Origin of the sequence: Parabacteroides sp. MSK.9.14 (assembly GCF_019041495.1) — a bacterium.
In the GTDB taxonomy this organism is placed as follows: domain Bacteria; phylum Bacteroidota; class Bacteroidia; order Bacteroidales; family Tannerellaceae; genus Parabacteroides; species Parabacteroides merdae.
Map to the genome: position 1 here is coordinate 1 of NZ_JAHPXO010000043.1, position 21269 is coordinate 21269.

Here is a 21269-nt window from a genome sequence, read left to right on the forward strand (position 1 = left end):
GCTTCATGTTGAATTTACCGTTTTCCAAACGTTCAAATAACCAGACTGATGCAGGGTAGACGGTTACGTTATCGGCCCATTCAGCCGTCGTCAGTTCGATCTGTTGATAAATAAATGCACCTTTCTTACTCATTGCTTAAATATCCTTGTTTTATCGTTCGTACTGATTCGTTGTAATAATTGGCTCCTGTCAGATAAACATTACCGGGCAAGGCTATACCGCTGCCGGATTCCTGCCACGAGGCTTTTCCCCCGGCAAGATCATAAAGCCGGTAGAACACATATTCTCCATCTTCCGTTACACGCACTTCATCGCCGATACGAAAGTTGATGGTTGTACCGTCAGTATTGACATAGCTCAATGTCTTTTCGTCCGGGATAGCCTCCAACGTCGGGATCTCCGGTTTGTTCTTGATGTAGTTCTTATTGACAGGATCGGTAACGTTCCAGTCGGGTTGCAGTCCACTGATGACTCCTTCGGCGGCTTCGGCTGCACGATTGGCGCGGTCGGCGGCTGTGTTGGCCTTGCCGGTTGCCTGTTCAGCATCAAGGATAACCTGGGCTGTCATCTGTTCCCGTTGTTCTTCCTGTGCCTGACGGGTTGTTTCGTTTGCCTGGCGGGTTGATTCCGATGTTTCCCGAAGTTGTTCTTCGATGATACGGGCTTTTTCTTTTTCGGCACGGATTGTTTCGGCTGAAATCCGTTCCTGTTCCGTTTGGACTCGTTCCTTTTCCTTGGAAATGCGCTCCTGTTCAGCTGTATCGCGGTCGGTCTCTTGGGCAATACGTCCCTGTTCAGCCTGGTTGCGGAGAGTTTCCGCTTCCTGGCGTTTCGTTTCGGACTGGTTACGCAAGGTTTCGGAGGCGACGCGTTTGGCTTCGTTGTCGGCTCGCTTCGTCTCTTCGGTGAATCGTGCCTGTTCGGCTTCGGATCGGGCGGCCTCGGCGGTGGATCGTTTCGATTCTTCTTCTATCCGGAGAGATTCGGCTGCGTGCCGTTCGTTTTCTTTGGAGATTCGGGTGTTTTCGTCGGCGATTCGTTGAATCTCATTCGCTTCACGAAGTTTTTCCGTTTCCTGGCGTAAATTCTCTATCCGGGCACGTTCGGTTTCGGCTTCTTTACGGGCGGTCTCAGCTTCTATGCGCTTGCTTTCGGCTTCAGAAATAGCGACGTTTATCCCTTCAGCTTTACCGGCTGCCGAGTCAGCACGGGCGGCAGCAGAAAGGGCATTGATGGCGGCTTTTCCTGCAGCCGAAGCTGCCGCGACTGCATCCTCATACGCCTTCTCGATCTCATCCAATGAAACTTTTACGCTCGTTTTCTTACCGTCAACGATCTGGTAACCCAACGTCCACAGCCCTGAGAAACTGACCGAGGTGGGCAGCTCGCTGATTTTTATTCTTTGTTCCTGTCCTGTCATTGCCTATTTCATATCTATAAAGTTCAGGCCGTCTTCCGTGACAATAAACATGTCATCTTCCGTGGCCAAGAAATAATCGGTTTCAAAGAGTCTGAACGAGGTGAATACCAAGGTCAGATCAAACTGCATCACCATCGGTTCGCCCAGCGTAAGCAGTTTGCAATTGCTCATCTTCTTGTAGTAGCAGGGATAGGACTTGCCAATCTCTTCTACAAAGAGCCTCCGTTCGCCCGGAGCGATCAGGTCGGCAAAAAAACTATCCCAGCACTGCCAAAAGGCATCTTTTCGAATAGTTTTTAAAAAGCATTTAAAAGTGACCTCTTTCGGCTGGAAGACCAAGTGTTCTGCATCGTAGATTTGCCCGTCAATGGAGGCAATCTTGCGCTGCAGGTTCACCTTTGCCGCCGGATTTCGCAGCAGGGCGTTCCGGCTCTCATAGACATACACGCCGTATCTGCCTATCGGTTTACCATCCAGCTTGTAGCGGCTTTCGGGTAACCATACGTCCGGATCACACACATCGGCTGTCGGTCTCACCGGAAGATCCTCGACAAACTTCAAGGTAAAAGAGGTTGCCGATGGATAAACCCGGTTCACGGGGTGGTCGGCAAGGCGCAGCTGCCATTCCCTACCCAAGGAGGGCACGCGGAACGTGTGCTGCCCCTTGTCGGAGAGATAAGCGATCAGGTCGGAAGCCTGCGAGTTGCTATCCGAAAGGAAAGAGATGGCAATCTCTCGCGGCTGCAGCTTCGGGTCGCTCAGATCCACCTCAATGCCATCCTCTTCGGGCCAGTCGTTCCGCTCCGGCTCTTTCATTGCCGGGAAAGCGAGAAGGTCGTTATATCCTCCCCGCGTCACCCGGCAGCCGAAACGGCCAAGCACATTCAGATCATCTATGTATAGGTTGTTGTTCATTGCTTTCTCAGTATTAACCCACGGTTTTCGATATTCTGCAGCGAGCTGCGCGTCTGCCGGATATCCTTCTCGATGGCTTCGAGACGGTCGGTATTGCTTGCTATGCGTTGCAGTAGGGACAATCCCTCTACCAACTGCCCTTGGATGTTCGTCACCCCCTGATTAGTGCGGTCGGCATAGATCAGGAGGGCATAGAAATTGCCGTTCAGTTCGTCGGCACTGTCCTGACTCATCGAGGCTATGTCTTTGGCCGTAGAAGTGCGGTCGATCACGTCGCCGATAGTCGTGCCGGTCACCTGTTCCATCTGCTCCAGCTGCTTGGCTGCATCCTCGATAATCTTGTCATACTGTGCCTTCAGGCTGGCGATGCTTTCAGCGGTCAGCCCGTTTTGCGAGGCGGCGGCAAAGGATTCATACCATTTGCGGAGCGGTTCTTCCAGTGCCTTCATCTTCACCCCCTGCAGCACTGCATCGTTCAGCATCTTTTGGAAGTCGTCGGCAAAGTCCTTGGCAGAGCGTTTGCCCTCGGCAAAGCCCTGCAGGATGGTGTCGGCGATGGCGTTCGTATTCGTTCCGGTGAAAGCCTCCTTCATCTCTTCGTTCAGGTCATCGATCATTCCGGCGACATCTTCTCCTTCGTCCTTCAGTTTCTGTAGTTGTTCGAAAAGCACTTTTGCTGATTCGGTCAGTTTGTCCTGCGTATAGAGCGATTCCATCTCTTCGTAGGTCTTGCCGGCGAGCGAGTCGTAATCGTTCCAGGTCTTCGCCTTGCGGAACCAAGTGCCATGCTTGTAGTGCGTAGCTGTGATATACTGCTCCTGCTGCAATTTCTCCCACACCTGTTTGTACTCTTTCTCTATCTGACCGGCTTGGTTCTTCAGTTCGAGAGACTGACGGTTGAAGTATTCGAGCGAGGTTTCGCCAATCTGCTGCTGGATGCGTAGCCGTTCGCGTAGGATGGCGTTATACTCCAACTCCTTCATGGCTGTTTCGACCAGATTCAGTTGGTATTCCGCCAATATCTTTTTGTTTTCTTCGACCCTTTTCTTAAAGCTGCCCACGATGCCGGTGATGCCTCCGATGATGCCCGAAGCCCCTCCGATGAGGTCACCGCTCATGATGCGGCCGATCCCGCCTGCCATATCGCCGACGCTGCCCACCAGTTGGGCGACAGTGGCAAGGGAGCTTCCCAACGCTTCGTTGAAGAGCTCGGCAGTTTCAGCAGCCATCGAGATGCCGTCAGCCACTTTATAGCACTCCTCGGCCAAGAGGCTTGCCTGGTCGGCATCCGAAAGTCTGTCCCACTGGTCGATCAGAAGGACTATTCCCTCGCGAGCCTCCTTGATCGGTCGGTTAAGCTCCTTGTCGATCTTCTCCTGCATCTGGTCAAGGTCGCTTGTGTCGAACTTGCCGAACGCCTTTTCCAACACGTTGCGGTTGTCAAACTTTACATCGACCTTGATTCCTTCGAGTGAGGATTGCAGGGTCTCCATGGCGATCTTTTTCCCGGAAATGATGATCTGGTTCTCCATTTCCGCGACCTTCTCTTCGTATTCCTTGATCTGCTCGGCAAAGGCGGAACGGTCTTTGTTCGTTGTGGCAAGATCGCGCAGCTTCTTCATCTTTGCGATCAATTCGTTATAATAGGCAATCGATCCAAGCGGGGCCGGTTCTTTGCCCACTTTGCCTCCTGTGGAGCCAATGATTGCTTCCAATTTCTTCTTTTCCGCCTCTATTTCCTTGAGGGCCGCTTCATAGTCCTGTTTGTTGGTCAGTTTGTCCAAGGCAGCTTCTTTTGCCGCGATGGATGCTTTGATCGCTTCCACGCTTCCCTGCTCAAGGGTATGGATAGTCTTCAGATTGGCAGTTTCCAAGGATTTGCGCTCCTCTTCGCTGTATTCCAGCCCTCTTTCCAATACTTTGCGGGCTTCGTCGAAGAGGCTGTCTGCTTCTGCCTGAGCCTTCTTTTTCGAAAGGTTCTCACCCGACACATAGGTGGTCTGCCCGAACTGGCCACCCTGTATGGCATAGCTCTGCGTATTAGCCATCCGGTCCACCTCCAGCTGCTTGCGGATCGCTTCGTTGTATTTCTCGGTGGCGAGCGTCATCGCGGCGGAGGCACGGGCACGCGCCATCACCGAGGCGACAAACGCCTCCTTGCCTTGGTTGAACAGGTTCTCGGCATCCGTCACCTTGCCGATCGAGACACCTAAGTGCTCGAAGGCAGTGCGGTTCTTTAGGAGGTATTGTTCTTTCGCCTGGATGTTGTCGCCCAGTTTCTCCCATTCGGCAGACATTCTCTGCAGTTGTGTGAGCGTCGTGGAGGATGTTTTGGCGACCGACTCCTGAAACTCCTCGAGCGTTTCCAAGGCATCGGCAAGCGACTGCCGGGCGCCGAACAGACTTTTGGTCCAGGCAGTAATCTCTTTGCCATAAACGGTCAGCAATGTGATACCGACGACGAGGGCCGTCTGCCAGCTGACGATCCCGCCGAGCAGCTGTTTCCAGACCGGCGTGGCCTGCTGTCCGGCCTTGATGGCTGCCTGATACTCCCGGCGAGCCATGTTGATGTTATCGACCAAGATAGGTAAGTTGTTCGAGATGGCGAGAAAGAACATGTTCGCCCCCATGGTGAGCGAGGGCAACTCACGTGCCACCTGCTGGATCGACATCTGCAGGCTGTTGAAACCGGTTCCGGCCGTACGGCTGTACGCCGACAGACGGGTCTGCGCGGTCTGCAGTTCATTATCCACGCTTTGGATCTGTTCCAAAATTTCCTTTCCGGCCGAACCTTCACGGTCCATTTTGGAAAGCCGGGAATAGGCCTCGGTCAGTTGCTGCAACTTGCGTGTCAGGGCGATCACGCTGTCTGACGCCTCCTGTTCGGTGGCCATCTGCTGTTGCAGCTGCTGCATCCCCTGACTGATCACCACTCTTAGGTTGCTCTCCTGCAGCGCCAAGGCTGCTTTTGCCTGCGTATACCCCGAAAGGGTTATGGTCCCGGCCTCAAGCTCCCGGTCCAGCTGTTCCTGCATCGCGGAAAGCGAACGCAGACTGCTGATATTCTCCTGCATCGTCGTGGCGAGCTTGCGGCTCTCGGCGCTCATGGCGTTGTAGGCGGCCGAACTGTCGGCAATCAACTTATTATAGGTTGTTGCCGCTTCGTCGCGCAGCCCCTTGATACCGAGCGTCACTTTATTGACCTCTTTATCGATGTCGCCACGAAATTCAAAGGTGATATATACGGGATCTGTCTGTGCCATTTGTCTCTTTTACTACTTTAATCCGAAAAATTCAAGCTCCTCCTCTTCGCTCTGGAGTACCTCTTCTCTTTCTTTTTTCTTCCGCATCCGTCCCTGGTCGCTGATCATGGTCAAAACGACGCACCACGGGATACGGTTCATGATTTCATCATACGTGATTGCCCCCTGCTGCACGAGGGTGTAGATCTGTCCGAACGGGCTATGGGGAGGATCATACTCCTCCTTTAACTCCCGGTCTCTGTCGGCTGGCTCGCCTCCGTCGGCTTCATCAGGTTCAGCGAAGCGACCGATGCGATAATGCTCACAAAAGCCTCGCTCGTGCTCATCAGCACGATGATCTTGGCCAATTCCGCCAATCCCTGCATCGGCATGTGTTGCCGGATATACCAGGCGAGCGGACGGTTCAGCAATCGTGCCGACCATGTGCCACGCAGCAGACCATAGGCGATGATCCGTGAGGTGGTGACGCCGTGCTTGGCGATCTGTTCCAAGACGCTGCCGAAGTTGCCGTCATGCAGGTGCTGCAGGTCGATATCCATCCGCGTGAAGAGCGATGACATCCGGATAAGGCTGCCCGCCGTGGGCAGCTTCACCCGGATGGGTACCGTCTTGCGCCCGAAGATCCGGAGCAGCCACGGGGCAGGGAGGTTGATTTTGAGCCGCCGGTCCAACAGGGCGTCGGCGGCCATGGCTTCTACCGGGGTCATGCCGTGGGTTCTCCTAATTTGTAGATCTCATAGGCCCCGTCTTCTTCGCTTGCCGAACTCATGGCGGTTGCGGTAATTTCGATCTGGGCGATCTGGTCGGCTGCCAAATTCCAGATAAACCGAGCGAGGATCTTCGCACGGGGGATGTCGATCACCACGTTATATCTGGTAAGGACACGTAGTGCCTTTTCGATCTGCACTACATCGCGTGGCGCTTTAAACTTGTCGACAGTGTATTTCTTGCCTTCGATGGTCACCTCCTGTGCCTTGGCAATGGATCCGCCGAAAACCTCTACCAATACATCGTTATCCCATTCCATGAGGTTGAGCTTGACCTGTTTCAAACCGGTTTCCGAAGCCACCGTTTCGACCGGGACGGTCGGTTCTTCCTCGCAATAGAAGTTGGTCACGGTATCAGCTTCGGTGGTGAACGAGGCGGTTCCTTTCATGGTGCGTGCCAATTGTTTCATCTCGGCAGGCATACCACCTTCTTTATTTACGTCACCGAACAATGCGGCCTTCAAGCCAACCGATCGTATATTTTGTTTCGTTTCTGCCATAGCTTATAAATGAATTGAATGATTACCGTTAAAATAAATCCGATTAAAACACCGCTCGAACACCATTTGAGCCGTTGGCCGAAGGTGGCGACGGGAGCCTCTTTCTTTTCTTCCTTTTGCTCCGTCTGTTCCCCTCGGCTATAAAGCTGTTCTGCGAGTTCAAACACCAGGCGCTCGAGACTGTCGCAGCGGGCGGAAGCGATCACGTCACCCTCTCGGAAGGTGAGGCTGACGGTCGCCTGTCCGCTTCTCTCTGTATAGGCTGCCCCGCCGGGCAGCTTACGGAGGCTGTCCAGCGGGACACTGAGTGCCGCCCGGGCGGGTGGGATTATCTCGGGGGTAGCGCTTACCTTTCTGTCCCACACGAGACTGTCCAACCGGTGGATAGTAGTACTTTCGTTTATACTCCTGCACGAGCCGGCGAGCAGGGCAACGGTCGTACAGAGGGCAGAGCACCAGTTTTTCCAGGCAAGCCTCTTGTGCATAAAACCTTTCTTTGAGTTGCAAGACCTCTCCATGCAGTTCGTCGATTAGCCGTGAATCCTTTTCAAGCATCTCCCGGAACGCATCTTCCCGTTCACCCTTCAGCCGAAGCCGGACAAAAGGCAGGTCGGACAGCCATTTGAGCAGGACCATCAACCCGCCGCCGGCACCGAGAAAGTCGAAGAATACGCTCCAGTCCATACATCATGCTTTTTTCTTCTTGCGGGCGAAGAGCGAGATCAGCCATTGGATGAGTCCGGTTTCGGCAAAGCCCGAAGCGGCGATACCAGCACCGATGCCATACATCAGGGCGACCGTCCAGTCCAGCCCGGCGAGAAATCCTAATTCCTGCCACCAGCCGAACATACAGATTCCGATACCCAGCACCCAGTTGAGTGCCATACCAGCCCATCCCGGCATATCCTTCCAGAAACCCCTGATTGCCTCCACAATCACCGGAACGCCGGCCACGATCGCCGCCAGCGAAGCGAAGATGTCTTCATACACGGGAGTTTCCGCCTCCGGGACTGTTGCCGCCGTTTGTGCGATTACAGGAATGGACATCGCCAGCAGGGCGATCAGGAGACATACTGTTTTGTCTAAATGTTTCATGTCGTTTATTGTTTTATTGATTAATACCTATTTGTTTAAGCCACTTTTGCACGTCAAACGACGGGCAGGCCTTTGCTGCCAGCTCGTTGTGACCGACAATCCGGACATCGGGGAACCTTTGGTGGAAATCCTTCACATAGGCCTCCAGTGCCCAGAGCTGCCGAGGCGTGCGGGTGTCCTCGGGCTTTTGGCTGTGCGCCTCGCACCCGCCGACGTACACAATGTGCCGGGCTGTCCGGTTATACCCTTTTGCCCCATTGGTAACCTCCCACGGATCGACCACGTCATCCTCGTTGTTTGCCACCAGCCGTTCCACCGTCCCGTCCAGATGGACCATGTCGGTATAACCGACCTGCTTCCAGCCGCGGCCTCCTTCATTTGGAGGGGCTGTGTGCCAACGACGGATCTCTTCCGCCGATACTTCACGGCCTGCAGGGGTGGCGGTGCAGTGGATAACAAGATAGAAGAGCTTAGCCATTACGCTCCCGCTTTGTTGTAAATGACAGCCTGGTACTTCTTGCGGATCGGCAGCGCGGTGAATCGTTTTTGGAAGCCGATCACGTCACCGCGTTCTCCTGGGTCTTTGTATTTCGCGAATACTTCGATATCGCCATCGGCACGCATTACCTCCTGGTCTGAGTAAAACAGCGAGCATTGGGTGTCGGCCTCGGTCGCTTTCGTGCCAAACGCCACCTTCGTACCGTCGGCTTGCTTATAGTAAGGCAGCTGCGAGAAGGTGAAGACTGTGAAGCCGAACAGGCGGTTGCTTTCGAGCATATTCTTATAAAGTTTCATGTCCTCCAATTGCAGGTCGGCAAGATGGTAAGGATTCAACACTGCCACAAGTGTAGCCGGGTCGATATCCTGCCCACGGAACCAGGCATCCATCTTCAGGATGTCCTCAAAAGATATTTTTCCCGGAGCTGCAGTGGCTTTGGCCGGTGTCAGTTCGGCAGTCTTGGCCGGTGCCCAGTTATGAGCCGCATAGGCAGCCGTTTTTGCCTGCAGGGTGTTGCGGTGCTGGCGCACTACACTCTCCATTTTTGCGTAAGCCGTTTCCATTTCTTCCACGTTGCGGACTACGGTATTCTTCGTGTCGAAGGTATGCAACGTCAGCTCGAGCGGCGTATCCGTGCGGCTCATGGTCGGCACGGGGTAATCCTTATTATCGACCAACACATCGGGGGCGACACCCGCTTCGGCAAGGTTGATCTTGTTATATTCCACCATCGGTGTCATATCCACCGAACGGGCGAGGAAGCTGCGGTCGGGGTAGAATCCCTCCATCAGCATGCTGATCCAGATTTGTTTTTCTATTGCCATAGTTATTGATGTTTAATGTTATCGGATATGTTTTTTAAGTTCCTCGAAGGCTTCCGGATCTTCGGCCTTCATCTTCTTCAAACCCTCGGGGTCTTCCTTGGCCCATTTGAGGTAGGTCCAGTCTTTGCGCTCGTCGGCGATGGCTGTTTTGCCGGTGGAGTGCGTCACCTTTGCACCCAACGATTCTTTCGCCGGAATTGCCTCCAAGGTGGATTTGGCAGTGTCATAATCAGCCAAGGCCAATTTTTCAAATGCCTCTTTCTTGTCGGCGGTGATGCGTCCATCCTTGATAGCCAATGCTACCAATTCATTCGCTTTCAGCTTGCGCTGGTCTTCCAACTCCTTCTCGGCTTTCTCGACACGCGCCTGGAGCTCCATGATAGCAGCACTGATGGACTTGCCGTCGGCTTCGTTGCTCTTCAGTCCCAAAGCCACATAGGCTTCGGAGGTCAAAATGATTTCTTTCATTTCTTCTTCTGTTTTTTTGTTTACGTTCAATAATGCCTCGATGCTCAGCTTTACCTGGTCGTCGGGGATTTCCACACCCTGTCTGTTGTACAGGCGCAGGGCATTCCTGTTACTGGGGACACTTACCAGGCTCGTTTCGCACAACTCCCAGTCGGTCACCGTGACGCGCTCTTCTCCACCAGGCATCGTGCGCAGTTCCACGGCGTTGATGATGATCCCGGGGCTGCATCCTTTCAGGATTCCTTTCTTTGCCTGGCGTTTGCATTTGGCCCCCAAGGTGTCTTCTTCGTCATACACCGCCTTGCCGATCAGTTTCGTGCCCTCCACCCTCAGTCCGGTCATCTGGCCGATCAGGTTGGCACCGTCATGGTTGAACAGCATCACCGGGTTGGCGTTGTAACGCTCGAAACGTCCGGCGGAGTTGAGAAGGACAAAACCGTGGCTGTTTACCACGCTCTCATCATTTAATACATATTCGTCTTCGTTCATGGTGCGATACTTTTTTAGGACAAACTTACCGGTAAGGCAAAAGCCTGTAAAGCAGCGATGAAAATTCTTACACTTTTATTTTCAATCACTTTAATTCGTTTGAACTTTGTCCGAAACAAAGAACGGTTATGGCAAAAAAACAAGACAAGGAAAAGGCGGGGATTCGTGTGAAAGACCCGCAAAAGTATGAATACGCCTACCTCCTGTACATGCAAAAGGTGCCCCAGAAGGAAATCGCCGAGCGCGTGGGTGTGAGCCAGCAGACCCTGTCGAAATGGAAAGAGACGGGAGGCTGGGAGTTGAAGCGGGTGGCACGCACCGTGAGCCGCGACCAGATCATCAATAAGGTGCTGATGAAGCTCAACGAGATGCTCGATAGCGGCGAGGAGTTCAATGCCGATGAGTTCAGCAAAGCGAGCAACCAGCTGAAGAAGCTGCAAACCGGTTGCACCATCGACGATATCGCCGACATCCTGACCCGTTTCGGTGACTGGGTGATCGAGAAGAGTGCCACCGACCAGGAGATTACCACTGAGTTTGTGCAGTTACTGACGAAGAAACAGGATGAATACCTATTAATGCGCATGAACAATGGCTAAAAACAGACTATCTAAAGAGAAATGGCAAAAGTGGGAAGAACGAAAACGGCTCATCCTCTCATATGATTTCCACCTCACCGATACCAGCAAGGAACGGGAAGAGCGGGTCGATCATGCCCGACGGGATTATGCCTACTTTGTGGAGACCTACTTTCCGCATCTTTGCACCGATCCGGAAACAAAACAGATCACGAAGTGTGGTAAGTTCCAATTGTCAGCTGCAGGCTGGCTCAAAACCCATCCTCACACCCGCGCCGTATTCGAGTGGGCGCGTGGCCATGCCAAATCGACCCATATCTCCCTAATGATACCTATCTGGCTGATGATCCAGGAGAGGCGTACCATCCATGTGATGGTCCTTGTATCGAAGTCGGAAGACAGTGCCGACCGCCTGCTCTCGGACCTGCAGTGTGAACTGGAGTTCAATGCGCTGCTGAAATCCGATTTCAACATCAAGATCGACGAAGGCAGCTGGAGTACCGGCGAGTTCAAGACCGCCGACGGAATGTACTTCATGGCGCTGGGTCGTGGTCAATCGCCTCGTGGAATCAAGAACCGTGGCCAGCGTCCGGACTATATCGTAATCGATGATATCGACGACGACGAGATGGTACGCAACCAGGCGCGTGTGTCGCAGGCTTTCGACTGGTGCCTCTCGGCTCTGCTCGGCGCGATGGATATGGGGCGCGGGCGGTTTGTACTGGTAGGGAACCGGATCGGCAAGGACAGTATCCTGAGCCGTTTCGCCCAGCGCCCGGAAACACACCATACGGTGGTCAACGCCATCGACGCATCCGGCCAGCCCTCGTGGACGGAGAAATACAGCCGGGAGGAGATTGTGAAACTGCGTACCTACATGGGTGAGCGTCGTTTCCAAAAAGAGTATATGAACAACCCCGTCAACGAAGGGGCGGTGTTCCTCCGCAAACATATCCGCTATGGCAAGATGCTGCCACTGAAAGAGTACCGCAGTCTGGTATGTTATACCGACCCTTCTTTCAAGGCATCCACGCAGAACGACTACAAGGCAACCATGCTGCTGGGCAAGACCAAAGAGGGAGTATATCACCTCTTGAAGGCATACGCCGATCAGACCTCCGTGAGCACGATGGTGGCATGGCACTACGAGATAGACAACTACATCGACGGCCGGGTACCGGTACTCTATTACATGGAGTCGAACTTCATTCAGGATCTGATGCTGGACGAGTTCCAAAAGGTGGGCGAAGCGATGGGCCACCAAATCCCGATCCGGGGTGATGCCCGTAAGAAGCCCGACAAGTTTGCACGTATTGAGGCAATGCAGCCGCTCTTTGAGCGGGGACTGATCATCTTCAACGAGAAAGAAAAAGATTCGCCCGGCATGATGCAGCTCGTGGAGCAGCTCTTAATGTTTGAAAAGGGCAGCAAGGTCCATGACGATGCTCCCGATGCCTTGGAGGGGGCAGTCTACCTGCTCAACCGTCGCAGCATGGCATCCTCCGGGACCTACCGCGTCGGCAAGCGGCCCAGCCGTAAATATTAACCCTATAACCCCAATAATGATATGTTTATCGAAACGAATGAAATGGAAACTGTGGTTGCCGACTATCAGGTGCAAGAGATCACCGACTATACACCAGCCATCCTGCAACAGTGTATCGCTGCTGCCGTGAAGCGGGTGAGCCGGTTGTTGTCCGGCAGGTATGATGTACAGAAAATCTTCAGTGCCACGGGCGAAGAGCGCGACGCCGAACTGGTGGAGATCTGCAAGAACATCGCGCTCTGGTTTCTGATCCGGCGATGCAATGTGGATATCCTCTACAGCCGGGTGAAAGAGACCTACGACCGTGATATGGCCTATCTGAAAGAACTGATGAAGGGTGATATTCCTTCAGGGCTACCGCTCCGCGAACAGGAAGAGGGCAGCCCGGTGGGGGCTGTGCGCTTCGGCTCGCAACCCAAATTCACACACTCCTGGTAGGCAGGTGGACATCCTTTTTAAAAACGATTTAAAAGCTTTTCGAAAATGGCAAAAGACAACCGATATTACCGTAACAAGCGGAACAACCGCAAAGACAACAAATCAGCCCCGCTGATCCGCCAGCGTGAGGGGTTGGTACGCAAAATAGCACCCAAGGCGATCAGCAGGGTACGTCGTGACCTCGACACCTGGCGCAGGGCACTCCGCCAAGCCGACAGCGTAGACCGGCCGCGCCGACGGGAACTGATGGACCTCTATGCCGACGTGATGTTGGATGCCCTCCTGACCAGCCAGATCGAACAGCGCATCGGCAGGACGCTTGCCGCCGAGTTTTCGCTGAAGGACCAGGGGGACAAAGTCAATGAAGAGGCGACCCGTCTGTTAAGCGAGGCGGTGTGGTTTCCGCTCCTGGTCCGTTATATGCTGGAAAGCCTCTTTTACGGTCATTCTTTAGTGGAGTTTACCGCTTCTGACAGTGATGAACTGGAGGTAAATTTGATTCCCCGGCAAAATGTGGTGCCGGAACTGGGCTTCTTCCTCTACGACAGCAATGCCGATAAGGGGGAATATTACCGGGATTTACGTGAGTTTGGCACTTACATCTTAGAATTCGGGCATCCGAACAACTACGGACTGTTGAATAAGGCAGTGCCCCATGCGCTGTTCAAAAAGTTCGCCCATAGCTGCTGGTCGGAACTGTGCGAAATCTATGGCATACCGCCACGCTATATCAAGACCAACACGCAAGATCCGGAGATGCTTGACCGGGCGGAGCAGATGTTACGCGATATGGGTTCGGCTGCCTACTTTATTATAGATACTACCGAGGAGTTTGAGTTTGCCAACGGCGTGAGCACCAGTGGCGACGTCTATAACAATCTGATTGCTCTCTGTAATTCAGAAATGTCAATGCTGATCAGTGGTGCTCAGATTGGGCAGGATACCAAAAATGGCAACCGCTCGAAAGAAGAGGTGGCCGTGAAGCAGCTGGAGAAGTATGTAGCATCTGACAAGCGACAAGTGGAAGATTGGATGAACTCTACGGTACTGCCTGCACTCTACCGATTGGGATTGCTGCCTCAAGGGATGCGTTTTAGCTTCAATTCGGAAGAGGACACGAAGGAGCTGTGGAAGCGGACTTCTGAAGCGATGCAATATTTTAAGGTGGACCCGGAATGGATTAAAGAGAAATTCGGCATCGAGGTGACCGGACCGAGAAACAAGGCGGGTGAGGGTGACGGTTTTTTCGAGTAGGCCCCGGGGGGCGTTCGGGGCTGACCGCTGAAATCAATCACCTCTACCGGGATGGCTTCACCCAGCTGGCTGCAGGCGAGGATGACAACATCCCCACGGTGGATGAAGAGATCTTCCGAGCTGCGGTGCGCCATATCTTCCGCAATCAAGGTTTTACCTACGAGAGCATGCAGCATCCGAAGATACGTGCTTTGGTGGATGCCACCACCGATATCTTTGCCGGAGCGATTTCGCCTGCCTTGGAAAGCGGCGTGATACCCGAAGTGATGGCGCAGCACCTGAGGGAGGATGTCTTCGTTTTCAGCGGCTTCAAGACCTACCGAGAGCTGCGTGAGGCAGCCAACCTGTTGCGTGACAAAAACGGCTTGCTGAAATCGTTCGACCGCTTTTACAAGGATGTTGCTGCCATCAACGAGAAGTATAACCGCCATTGGCTGAAGGCTGAGTATATCTTCGCCCAGGCTTCGTCGGAGATGGCTGCCAAGTGGGCCGACTTCGAGCAGGATGGCGACGACTACGACCTGCAGTACCGTACGGCCGGTGATGACCGGGTTCGCTACGAGCACCGTGTGCTCCACCGTGTGACGCTCCCGACTTCCGACCCCTTCTGGGATGAGTTCTTCCCACCGAATGGATGGCGATGCCGTTGCACGGTGGTGCAGGTGCGTCGTGGGAAATACCCCCGTTCGGACAGCAACACCGCCATCCAGCAGGGACGCGAAGCGACCTATCAGGCCGGCAAGAACGGAGTAAACAAGGCGGCTATCTTCCGCTACAATCCGGGCAAGCAGCAGGTCATCTTCCCACCGCATCATCCCTATTATGAGGTAAGCGAATCTTTACGAAACAAGCTGATGAATAAAATAAAAAAGGCTTTCTGTCCGGATATTAAAAACAGCGACGAGCTTGCAAAAAGGATAACAGATGTTGCCAAAGAAGACTGGTTTGTTCGTCCGCTTCAACAGATTGTGATAGACAGAAATCCGCGTCGTAACGGAGCGACGGATATAAATGGGACAATTTTGCTTTCTGAACCTATATTAAAAGATTGCATCGATGCTGTCAACAACCTGAAGAATGGAAAGGAGAACTCTTTTGTGCAAGAACGATCTATGGCTACGCTATGGCATGAGATTGTTCACAACAAAAACAAACCAGGAATGATCTATATGACGCCCCTTCAGAGGCGTTACATGGAAACCGCCAACGAGTTTGTTGCTCGCAACACGCTTACGGAATTTTTCGAAGCTCTTGGAGGTGATTTAGGGCACAGAGAATTGATGGAAAATCGAGACAACACAGGCTACAACAGATGGGTGCTGGCCTATCAAAAAATTATCAATGATTATGGGTTAGACAAAGCGAAAGTTGTCTTGTCTGTTCAAGACTATTTAATCAATGAACCTTACACAAAACAGAAAGAGGGGCTCGTAAAAGCCTTGGTAGAAAACAGTGAGGGAAAGATAGGGAAAAAGCTGGCTGCAAGCCTTGTTAGTCATCTGTTTTAGCAAATACGATGCAACTTTCAAACTCTTCGTAGTCTGGGTTAGCTGCTAAAATTGCATGGTAAAGAGGCTTGTTTTCTGTCATGTCTGCAAACGCAATCATTGAGTCAACGATGTGAGTACGGGAATAAGACAGATTATAGGTTGCACGTTCGGGGGTTGGTTCTCCCTCGATGCAATCCTCTGCCAATCGGATCATTTCCTCATCATCCGTTAAGTCGAAAATAGTTGCATTGGAGAGATCTACTTGTTTCCAGTCTTTTTCCATAACATTTGATTTTTCACAAACATACAAAACTTTTTTTGAATATGGACAACAGCCTGCTGAGAAAAATAATGAAAGACATTCGGGTGGAGCTTACCGAGGAGTTTGACCTGAACTTCGAGCGCAAAGCCTTTTTCGACCGAAAATGGACTCCGCTCAGCCCAAACTATCAACCTACGACCGGGTCGATGCTGATCCGTACCGGCGCGCTGCGCCGTGGACTCAGGAGCCGTATCGATGGAACACGGCTCATCTACAGCAACAGTGTGCCCTATGCCGGCATCCATAACTATGGCGGAAGGATCAAACAGGACTTTGTCCCCTCGACGCAGATGCGCCGGTGGGCGTGGGCGCAATACCACGAGACAAAGAATGAGAAGTTTCGGCAGATGGCTTTGGCCAAACGCATTAAACGGACCATTGTGATCCCTGCCCGTCCTTTCGTGGGCGATCATCCCCGGGTGCATGAGTTAGTGGCCGAGGTGGTGAGCAACCGCCTGCGTATCGAGCGGGAACAGGGCGTTATTGCCCAGGAACTGCAACGTTTCAATTCAAAAACTTAAAAACTTAAAAACTTAAAAACTCAAAATGAAAGAGATTTTATTACAGATCATGAGCGAGCTGCAGGCAAAAGTACCCGAGCTTGCCTACATTGCCGAGGATTGGGGACAGATGGACTATTACAACGGAGCCCCGCCAGTGAAGTTCCCTTGTGCGCTGATCAGCGCGAGTAGTATCGATTTCGAGACCCAGACGGTCGATGTACGATGGGGTAAGATGAAGATCCTAATACGGGTGGCAGATGCACCGACAGTGAGTGGAACGATGGCAGCCCCGGAGAGCTATCGCAAACGGGCGTTTGCCATCATCGATTTGATGGACGCGATCGGTAACACGCTCTATGGGCTCGGGGGGGATCAGTTCAACGAGATCGAACAGGTGGCGATCTCCCGATACGAGCGTGAGGACGGTATCCGCGAATATGCCATGACATTTGAAACCCAATTCGGGATCTAAAACAGTGTCAGCTGGCGGGTGGCGTTTTTTTTCTGCTCATGCTCGATGTTCACACCTATGTAGTTCAGAAACGTACGGTAGCACATCGGATAAACTGGGTAGACGTAACGCCGCCATACCTCCTTGTAGCAGCGGTCACGCCTGCCCGGCTCATAATGCTCGCGGACGATGTCGCAGACCAACCTTATTCTTCTCAATGTGTTCCGATGATACCCCATACCCTGCAGATAAACGATTCGCTTTTTACTACAAAAGTAGCATCTTTAACCCACACTTTTGTGACTTGACTGCATAATTATACAAAATAAGCTGTATATACAAATTGAATATACGATTTGAAAGATTTGGGCAAACCGCTTTTATTTCCATTGTTATTTATATTTTTCGTGAAATGAGCTATTTCGACTCATTTATTTTTAGTTATGAATTATACTTTTTAATAATAGAATCAATAGTTGATTCCATTTTCAAAAAAACTTTTTCTTTCTCTGAATCCTCCTCAATTTCTAAATTGAGAATTTCGTTTGAAATGTATATTTTCATTGCTTCTAAGGAAGATATTTCATCTTTCGATATTGGTATTTGCTTCATCTTTTTTTATTGTTTAATTAATATTGTCCTATCAAATCTTTGTTCATCTATGAGACGAGGATCACCGTAAGATATATCCCAAAGTCGGTATTCTTCAAACATCTTTGTTTCCGGATTCATCTTTAGTGATAACGTCCCTATTTTTATAGCAGTTTCCTTTTTAGGAAAATACACATCAGAACCTCGGATAGTAAGTCCCCATCGCGTGATAGTCTTTGTCTTAGCTTCAAACATATTCATAGCTTAATTTTTTCATGTTCGTAATATTTTATATGACCAAATCTGAGACAGATTAATAAATTCTTAATTCTAATTTGGGAATATCAAATAATATTTGAGGATATTTAATCTTACACGCACAATTGCGAATATATTAAACATTCTTACTCCGATTGTTGTCATATAAAAATCACTTTCTATATTTACACTGTCCTACAAAACAATAGGACAATATAACATATGTATACAAAAATTATTATAATGAGAAAAATTGGTAAAAATGGCAAAGGCCAATTTTCAAATTTAGCTTATGCTAAAAGGTACCCACATTTAGTACAGAAGGAAATATATCGTTTCCAAAAGTGTAAATGTCGTTGATTCTTAGGACTACCCTAAGACAATCTTAGGATAGTCCTATTTTACGTCATTCATCGTCGAAATCCTCATGATACAAATTGTATCCTGCTAATATGGCTTTCTTCAACTCCTCTCGGATATCACAATTATCTGATCCTGAAGAAATCATTCGGTCTGCTATCTCATATGCCCGTTCTTCCAAAGTCTTCTCGCCAACTTTTGAGTACTGAATAACCATACGGGTACTGTATTGTTCTCCTTCATGGTTGATCACCTGGGCTAAAGCAATTTCGCCGGCATTTATCCGAATGCCTTCTTCTGACCATCGGAGTAACATGAACTGAGTCAGCTTTAATAACTGTTCTCCACCTTCGTCTGCAATATTCTTCAAGAACTTGCAAACAACTTTGTCTTCTTCTTTTGTTAGTTTCATGATTTTTTATATCTCAATAATTTGGTCATTAATTTTTTATTACAGACATTTGCGCTAGTCAATTGTAGTTAAATGGTAGAACATTATCTTTATTGATAAAAGCGCAGGTTCGAGTCCTGTCAGTTGGTTAGGCACTTTTGCCGTAATACTTTTTAATTTTTTTAATATGATCCAATTAATAAAACGTTTATTAATCGGGGTCGTATCACAAAAAATTTCAGAGTTTATCAAAAAATTTCAGAGACAACCCCAAATTATCAATATCTATGTAATAAATAATGGTACAAACCAGAATGTAAACATATATAGGGGTGATTGAATTTCAAGAGGAGTATCGCAACTCCTCTTGTTTTTTCTTTTTAGCCGTTAGTTCTGTGAAGAATTTTTCCGCTAAATAAACTATATCACACACAGTTTGAATTTCGTTTTTCCCGGATATCGTATGAAGTCTAAGTTGCATACCTATTTTATCTAATAAAGGCATTAGGTAGTCCGGTACATCTATATTGCCATCTTTATCGGCTTTATTCCAGTTTTCCATATCTCACATTTTATTAGTTGTTAGTTTTTATTGTCTTTTACTACAATAGCACATGTAACCATCATTTCGATAGAGATAACAAGAAGTCCAAGCCAAAAATTGATTTTAAAAGCCACTGCAGCCAAGACGGCAAGAAACAATATGTAACCGGCCAGACCTATTAAACCAAAAATTTTTTTATTCATACCTATACTTTATTCAGATTCTCCTTCCATTTCTTTTCCTCATTCGTTATATATTCATAAATCTCCGGCCAGGTAGGCAGACCGCCCACCTGCTTGTCATCGATGTAGCAATGGGCATAAATCTTGCGGGGATCATCGCCATAGCGAGCGAGGTTCTGCGGTTCATGGGCATTGATGCGGTCAAAGGGGATACCTTGCTCCAAGAGCCAGTTCAGAGCATCCTCCAGCCGCTCACCCCGACGACAGGTCCATAATATAATGTAATGGCCATCGTCCTTCAATTTGTTCATCATCTCTACCGCGTATGGTTTGGGATTCCCGATTTCAGGATAGGGCCCCATTGAGAGGGTTCCGTCAAAATCAACTGCAATAATCATACCCCGTCCTCCATTTTATTGGCTGCCTTGATTTCATACTTGTCGTAATAGACCCGTTCACGGTCGGTGAAGCAGCGGTCTGAGATCAGATCAAGGAGCTTCATGAAGTTCAGCTCATTGCCGACGCGCAGGTCGGCTCCCTCGAAGAATACCCTCACGAACTCACGATAAGCCTTGATGGCACGGATCAGTTCTCCCTTGCGGTGTTCCCATTCGGGGACGGGCTTGAAGCCCCGGTCGCTGAAGTAGGCAAAAAACATCTCGATATGATAGATCGCCAGGTCGGCTTCGTTGAGCGACAGGTGCAGGATCTTGCCGAAAAAAGCCCGTTCGGCCCGGTCCATATTGCGGTTGTCGTCGTGGAACTGTTGGTCGATCCGGGAGTCTTCAAGCTCCTTTTTCAAACGTGCTATGCGCTGCATGGCCTGCTGATGGCGGGCGTAGTTCCGGTTTCGGAGACAGGAGGCGGCATCATTCATCGCCTCGCGCAGCTCCTGCTCGATCAGAAAGACCGGGCGGCATTTGTGCCGATTGGCGGCACAGGATTGTTTCTTCTTTTTCATCTTAAAATAATTTAGGTTCTTTTGATTCGTTGATATACTCCAAAAGAAGGTAGTCCAACTGTTGTGCCTCCCAGTTGATGCCGGGGCGGTTCCGATAGAGGTTACGGATCAGCCGTCGGCACTCTTCGGGCATGAGGCCTGAGTCGAGCTTCGCCATCGGGAGGTTGATACGGTCGAGTGTGATGGTCGAGGCTTGCAAGATTTTCGCATTGCCTTTCCATATACCCTTCAAATAGATTTGCTTCACTGCCCCGATGGCATTCCTGACCGGATGATGCAGACGGATCGTCGTGAAACAGCGGCAGTTCAACTTGCCATTGAAGTTCTCTTCAAATTCCAATCGTTCGTCCATGACTTTGTAATATTTTCCTGTTTGTTGTTTGCATTTAAAACAATAGACCATCCACTTGCTCGAAGTCCTCACCACCCGGCAGACGGTGTACCTGAAACCACAGGGGCAGACGTATATCCAGCGACCGGGGGTGAGGGTAGTGGATTTTACCCGTTTTACAGTCGGTTGAACGATGGTTCGAGTTTCTTCCATACGCCCATCTTGTCTTTCTCGAAGAAATAGAAGTTGGTCGCCGTCCCTTCGACCAGGTGTGACTCCTTGAAAAGGTTCATGATCGCGGTATATTCGGGATCATCGAACTTATCTTCCAACTCGTAGAGTTTCGAGATCGACTTATAGTCGAGATCACCATACTTGTTGCGCTCCAAAAGCGTCATTGCCAACTGGTACATCGGGTCATCGCTTCCGGCATCCTTACCCTCGATCCACTGCTGCAGGAACTCGATCAGGCGCGAAGCGGCGATATCGGCACGCTCATCAAAACGTTTCACTTTGTTCGATCTCACTTCGATACGGAAGCAACCCTCCTGGACGGTGAACGACATCTGTCCCTCGCGGCGCAACTGGCCGTACTCGGCGAGCACTTGGCGGAACGCTCCGATTTCATCCACGCAAAAAGCGTGCAGCCCTTTCACTTCGTCGCACACGGAACGCACTTTGTTTTCAACTTTCTGTACTAATTCAGCACGGATGCCTTCATAGGCGGCGCGTTTGTCCAACGCCTGGCGGTGTTCTTCTTCTCTCTTTTTTGCCAATAATGCTTCTAAATCTTTACTTGTCAGTTTGCTTAAATCTTCCATGATTTTT

At 50.6% G+C, this 21269-nt stretch carries 30 protein-coding genes; 7 read left to right on the top strand and 23 right to left on the bottom strand.

The window, feature by feature from the left end; translation table 11 throughout:
* Positions 1 to 125 precede the first annotated feature (125 nt).
* The 11 genes from KTG12_RS18200 to KTG12_RS18250 form a co-directional block, all read right to left on the bottom strand.
* Complete coding sequence (locus KTG12_RS18200) at positions 126 to 1421, bottom strand: hypothetical protein (protein WP_122204644.1); 1296 nt, start codon at positions 1419 to 1421, stop codon at positions 126 to 128.
* Positions 1422 to 1424: 3 nt separating this feature from the next.
* Positions 1425 to 2336, bottom strand: a complete 912-nt coding sequence (locus KTG12_RS18205) for a hypothetical protein (protein ID WP_122204643.1) — start codon at positions 2334 to 2336, stop codon at positions 1425 to 1427.
* Positions 2333 to 5599, bottom strand: a complete 3267-nt coding sequence (locus tag KTG12_RS18210; protein WP_216945506.1) for a hypothetical protein — start codon at positions 5597 to 5599, stop codon at positions 2333 to 2335. Before KTG12_RS18210 ends, KTG12_RS18205 begins: the two co-directional genes overlap by 4 nt.
* A gap of 12 nt (positions 5600 to 5611) precedes the next feature.
* A complete protein-coding gene (locus KTG12_RS18215) occupies positions 5612 to 5773 on the bottom strand; it encodes a hypothetical protein (RefSeq protein WP_155143839.1) in 162 nt (53 codons plus the stop codon).
* 50 nt (positions 5774 to 5823) lie between these two features.
* Positions 5824 to 6306: a hypothetical protein gene (locus KTG12_RS18220; RefSeq protein WP_122204641.1), complete on the bottom strand. Its 483-nt coding sequence runs from the start codon at positions 6304 to 6306 to the stop codon at positions 5824 to 5826.
* Positions 6303 to 6866 (bottom strand): hypothetical protein, encoded by a 564-nt coding sequence (locus KTG12_RS18225; protein WP_122298615.1) that lies wholly within the window; start codon positions 6864 to 6866, stop codon positions 6303 to 6305. The genes KTG12_RS18220 and KTG12_RS18225 overlap by 4 nt, the downstream gene beginning before the upstream one ends.
* The gene (locus KTG12_RS18230) at positions 6827 to 7351 is read right to left on the bottom strand and encodes a hypothetical protein (protein WP_147379857.1); all 525 of its coding nucleotides are present in this window, start codon (positions 7349 to 7351) and stop codon (positions 6827 to 6829) included. Before KTG12_RS18230 ends, KTG12_RS18225 begins: the two co-directional genes overlap by 40 nt.
* A gap of 202 nt (positions 7352 to 7553) precedes the next feature.
* Positions 7554 to 7961: a hypothetical protein gene (locus tag KTG12_RS18235; RefSeq protein WP_122204637.1), complete on the bottom strand. Its 408-nt coding sequence runs from the start codon at positions 7959 to 7961 to the stop codon at positions 7554 to 7556.
* Positions 7962 to 7974: 13 nt separating this feature from the next.
* Positions 7975 to 8439 (bottom strand): N-acetylmuramoyl-L-alanine amidase, encoded by a 465-nt coding sequence (locus tag KTG12_RS18240; RefSeq protein WP_122204636.1) that lies wholly within the window; start codon positions 8437 to 8439, stop codon positions 7975 to 7977.
* The gene (locus tag KTG12_RS18245) at positions 8439 to 9284 is read right to left on the bottom strand and encodes a hypothetical protein (protein WP_122204635.1); all 846 of its coding nucleotides are present in this window, start codon (positions 9282 to 9284) and stop codon (positions 8439 to 8441) included. The genes KTG12_RS18240 and KTG12_RS18245 overlap by 1 nt, the downstream gene beginning before the upstream one ends.
* Positions 9285 to 9302: 18 nt before the next feature.
* Entirely contained in the window at positions 9303 to 10241 is a 939-nt protein-coding gene (locus KTG12_RS18250; RefSeq protein ID WP_122204634.1) for an HK97 family phage prohead protease, read from the bottom strand.
* A gap of 128 nt (positions 10242 to 10369) precedes the next feature.
* Here KTG12_RS18250 and KTG12_RS18255 point away from each other — a divergent pair, with 128 nt between their 5' ends.
* Positions 10370 to 10840, top strand: a complete 471-nt coding sequence (locus KTG12_RS18255) for a helix-turn-helix domain-containing protein (protein ID WP_122204633.1) — start codon at positions 10370 to 10372, stop codon at positions 10838 to 10840.
* A gap of 243 nt (positions 10841 to 11083) precedes the next feature.
* On the opposite strand, the gene KTG12_RS21910 is transcribed toward KTG12_RS18255, so the two are convergent.
* Positions 11084 to 11356, bottom strand: coding sequence for a hypothetical protein (locus tag KTG12_RS21910; RefSeq protein ID WP_254189048.1), 273 nt, complete (start codon positions 11354 to 11356; stop codon positions 11084 to 11086).
* Between the two features lie 163 nt (positions 11357 to 11519).
* Between KTG12_RS21910 and terL the strand changes: the two genes are divergently transcribed.
* The 4 genes from terL (at position 11520) to KTG12_RS18275 (ending at position 15565) form a co-directional block, all read left to right on the top strand.
* Positions 11520 to 12365: a phage terminase large subunit gene (terL, locus tag KTG12_RS21915; protein ID WP_254189049.1), complete on the top strand. Its 846-nt coding sequence runs from the start codon at positions 11520 to 11522 to the stop codon at positions 12363 to 12365.
* A gap of 21 nt (positions 12366 to 12386) precedes the next feature.
* Positions 12387 to 12803 carry a phage protein Gp36 family protein gene (locus KTG12_RS18265; RefSeq protein WP_122204631.1) on the top strand — a complete coding sequence of 139 codons (417 nt, stop codon included), beginning with the start codon at positions 12387 to 12389 and terminating at the stop codon, positions 12801 to 12803.
* Between the two features lie 45 nt (positions 12804 to 12848).
* Positions 12849 to 14057: a DUF935 family protein gene (locus KTG12_RS18270; protein WP_122204630.1), complete on the top strand. Its 1209-nt coding sequence runs from the start codon at positions 12849 to 12851 to the stop codon at positions 14055 to 14057.
* 98 nt (positions 14058 to 14155) lie between these two features.
* Positions 14156 to 15565: a phage minor head protein gene (locus KTG12_RS18275; RefSeq protein ID WP_122204629.1), complete on the top strand. Its 1410-nt coding sequence runs from the start codon at positions 14156 to 14158 to the stop codon at positions 15563 to 15565.
* Here the strand turns inward: KTG12_RS18275 and KTG12_RS18280 are convergent.
* Positions 15549 to 15830 carry a hypothetical protein gene (locus KTG12_RS18280; protein ID WP_122204628.1) on the bottom strand — a complete coding sequence of 94 codons (282 nt, stop codon included), beginning with the start codon at positions 15828 to 15830 and terminating at the stop codon, positions 15549 to 15551. The two genes, KTG12_RS18275 and KTG12_RS18280, sit on opposite strands and share 17 nt — an antisense overlap.
* A 41-nt stretch (positions 15831 to 15871) precedes the next feature.
* Here KTG12_RS18280 and KTG12_RS18285 point away from each other — a divergent pair, with 41 nt between their 5' ends.
* Together KTG12_RS18285 and KTG12_RS18290 are read left to right on the top strand one after the other, a co-directional pair.
* Positions 15872 to 16390 (top strand): phage virion morphogenesis protein, encoded by a 519-nt coding sequence (locus KTG12_RS18285; protein ID WP_122204627.1) that lies wholly within the window; start codon positions 15872 to 15874, stop codon positions 16388 to 16390.
* Between the two features lie 25 nt (positions 16391 to 16415).
* Positions 16416 to 16844, top strand: a complete 429-nt coding sequence (locus KTG12_RS18290; RefSeq protein WP_122204626.1) for a hypothetical protein — start codon at positions 16416 to 16418, stop codon at positions 16842 to 16844.
* On the opposite strand, the gene KTG12_RS18295 is transcribed toward KTG12_RS18290, so the two are convergent.
* From KTG12_RS18295 to KTG12_RS18340, 10 genes are all read right to left on the bottom strand, one after another.
* A complete protein-coding gene (locus KTG12_RS18295; RefSeq protein ID WP_147379180.1) occupies positions 16841 to 17041 on the bottom strand; it encodes a hypothetical protein in 201 nt (66 codons plus the stop codon). The genes KTG12_RS18290 and KTG12_RS18295 overlap by 4 nt on opposite strands.
* Before the next feature lie 223 nt (positions 17042 to 17264).
* Entirely contained in the window at positions 17265 to 17435 is a 171-nt protein-coding gene (locus tag KTG12_RS18300; RefSeq protein WP_155143841.1) for a hypothetical protein, read from the bottom strand.
* Between the two features lie 6 nt (positions 17436 to 17441).
* On the bottom strand, positions 17442 to 17675 hold the full coding sequence (locus KTG12_RS18305; protein WP_234212583.1) for a hypothetical protein: 234 nt from the start codon (positions 17673 to 17675) through the stop codon (positions 17442 to 17444).
* Positions 17676 to 18078: 403 nt separating this feature from the next.
* Positions 18079 to 18444: a hypothetical protein gene (locus tag KTG12_RS18310; protein ID WP_122204624.1), complete on the bottom strand. Its 366-nt coding sequence runs from the start codon at positions 18442 to 18444 to the stop codon at positions 18079 to 18081.
* 322 nt (positions 18445 to 18766) lie between these two features.
* Positions 18767 to 18985, bottom strand: a complete 219-nt coding sequence (locus KTG12_RS18315) for a hypothetical protein (protein WP_122204623.1) — start codon at positions 18983 to 18985, stop codon at positions 18767 to 18769.
* Between the two features lie 20 nt (positions 18986 to 19005).
* Positions 19006 to 19170: a hypothetical protein gene (locus tag KTG12_RS18320; RefSeq protein ID WP_155143844.1), complete on the bottom strand. Its 165-nt coding sequence runs from the start codon at positions 19168 to 19170 to the stop codon at positions 19006 to 19008.
* Positions 19171 to 19172: 2 nt separating this feature from the next.
* A complete protein-coding gene (locus KTG12_RS18325; RefSeq protein ID WP_227225984.1) occupies positions 19173 to 19547 on the bottom strand; it encodes a hypothetical protein in 375 nt (124 codons plus the stop codon).
* Positions 19544 to 20110 carry a hypothetical protein gene (locus tag KTG12_RS18330; protein WP_122115156.1) on the bottom strand — a complete coding sequence of 189 codons (567 nt, stop codon included), beginning with the start codon at positions 20108 to 20110 and terminating at the stop codon, positions 19544 to 19546. The genes KTG12_RS18325 and KTG12_RS18330 overlap by 4 nt, the downstream gene beginning before the upstream one ends.
* Before the next feature lies 1 nt (position 20111).
* Entirely contained in the window at positions 20112 to 20654 is a 543-nt protein-coding gene (locus KTG12_RS18335; RefSeq protein ID WP_147379856.1) for a hypothetical protein, read from the bottom strand.
* A complete protein-coding gene (locus KTG12_RS18340) occupies positions 20618 to 21262 on the bottom strand; it encodes a DUF3164 family protein (RefSeq protein ID WP_122115158.1) in 645 nt (214 codons plus the stop codon). The genes KTG12_RS18335 and KTG12_RS18340 overlap by 37 nt, the downstream gene beginning before the upstream one ends.
* Positions 21263 to 21269: the final 7 nt, after the last annotated feature.